The 1,644-nt window shown below is 61.3% G+C and carries 2 protein-coding genes; both read left to right on the plus strand.

The features are described 5' to 3' along the window. On the plus strand, positions 1-270 hold a 270-nt coding region (locus ACYQ3S_RS15585; RefSeq protein WP_459690279.1), incomplete at its 5' end, for an iron-sulfur cluster-binding protein. A 1-nt stretch (position 271) separates the two neighbouring features. After that, the coding region (gene gltA, locus ACYQ3S_RS15590) for an NADPH-dependent glutamate synthase (protein ID WP_459690280.1) at positions 272-1,644 on the plus strand (1,373 nt) is incomplete at its 3' end.

Raw genomic sequence — 1,644 nt, forward strand, 5'->3', positions numbered from 1 at the left:
ATGAAGTTCGTAGCGGAAACCACCCGCCCCTATGGCATCAAGACCATTGTTTCCATGAACACGATCATGGTGGACGGCACGGGCATGTGCGGCGGCTGCCGCCTGACGGTTGGCGGAGAGACCAAGTTCGCCTGCGTGGACGGACCGGATTTTGACGGGCATCTGGTTGACTTCGACGGTTCGATGCGCCGCAGCGCGATGTACAAGGCGCAGGAAAGGGCGTCTGTCGAGCGCCACGAGTGCAATTTGATGAAGCAGGAGGTCAAGTGAGATGCCGAACATGAATCCGAAAAAAATGCCCATGCCGGAGCAGGACCCCAACGTCCGCAACAAGAACTTTGACGAGGTCACGCTCGGCTACACGCCGGAAATGGCGGTCGAGGAAGCGCAGCGCTGCCTGAACTGCAAGCATAAGCCCTGTATCTCGGGCTGTCCGGTGCAGGTAAAGATTCCCGAATTTATCGCGCTGGTGGCCGAAGGCAAATTCCTCGAGGCCGCGGCAAAAATCAAGGAAACCTCCGCGCTGCCCGCGGTCTGCGGCCGCGTATGCCCGCAGGAGACACAGTGCGAGCAGAAGTGCGTGCGCGGCATCAAGGGCGAGCCGGTTGCGATCGGCCGACTGGAACGCTTTGTCGCGGATTATGCGCGCGAACACGGTGAGGAGAAGCCCGTCCGTCCCGCGGCGAACGGACACAAGTGCGCGATTGTGGGCGCCGGCCCTGCCGGTCTGACCTGCGCGGGCGATTTGGCGCGCATGGGTTATCAGGTAACGGTTTTCGAAGCGCTGCATACCGCCGGCGGCGTGCTGATGTACGGCATACCGGAATTCCGTCTCCCCAAGGCGATCGTCCAGAAGGAGATCGACACGCTCAAGGACCTTGGCGTGGAATTTGTACTTAATTTTGTCGTCGGCCGTTCGGAAACCATTGACGAGCTGTTCGCGGACGGTTATGAGGCGATTTTCGTTGGCTCGGGCGCGGGCCTGCCGACCTTTATCGGCGTGCCGGGTGAAAACGCAAACGGCGTGTACTCGGCAAACGAATACCTGACCCGTATCAACCTGATGAAAGCCTACCGCGACGGTGCGGATACGCCGATTCTGCACGCGCACAAGGTAGCGGTTGTCGGCGGCGGCAACGTGGCGATGGACGCGGCGCGCTGCGCCAAGCGCATGGGCGCGGAGGAGGTCTACATTGTTTACCGCCGTTCGGAAAAGGAACTCCCCGCCCGTCTGGAGGAAATCCATCACGCCAAGGAAGAGGGCATCATTTTCAAGTTCCTGACCGCGCCGCTGGAAATCACCGCGGACGAGAATTACAATGTAACCGGCATGAAGTGCCAGCAGATGGAACTGGGCGAGCCGGATGAATCCGGCCGGCGCCGTCCGGTGCCGGTGCCGGACAGCGAATTCACCCTCGATCTGGACTGCGTGATTGCGGCAATCGGCACAAGCCCCAACCCGCTCATTCGTACGACCACCCCCGGCCTGGACACCAACCGCAAGGGCTGCATCGTAGCGGATGAAGAACACGGCATCACCTCCAAGGACGGAGTGTTTGCCGGCGGCGACGCTGTCACCGGCGCGGCCACCGTTATCCTCGCTATGGGCGCGGGCAAGCGCGCTGCTGCCGCGATGGATGAATA

This window comes from Agathobaculum sp. TL06, from assembly GCF_054658635.1.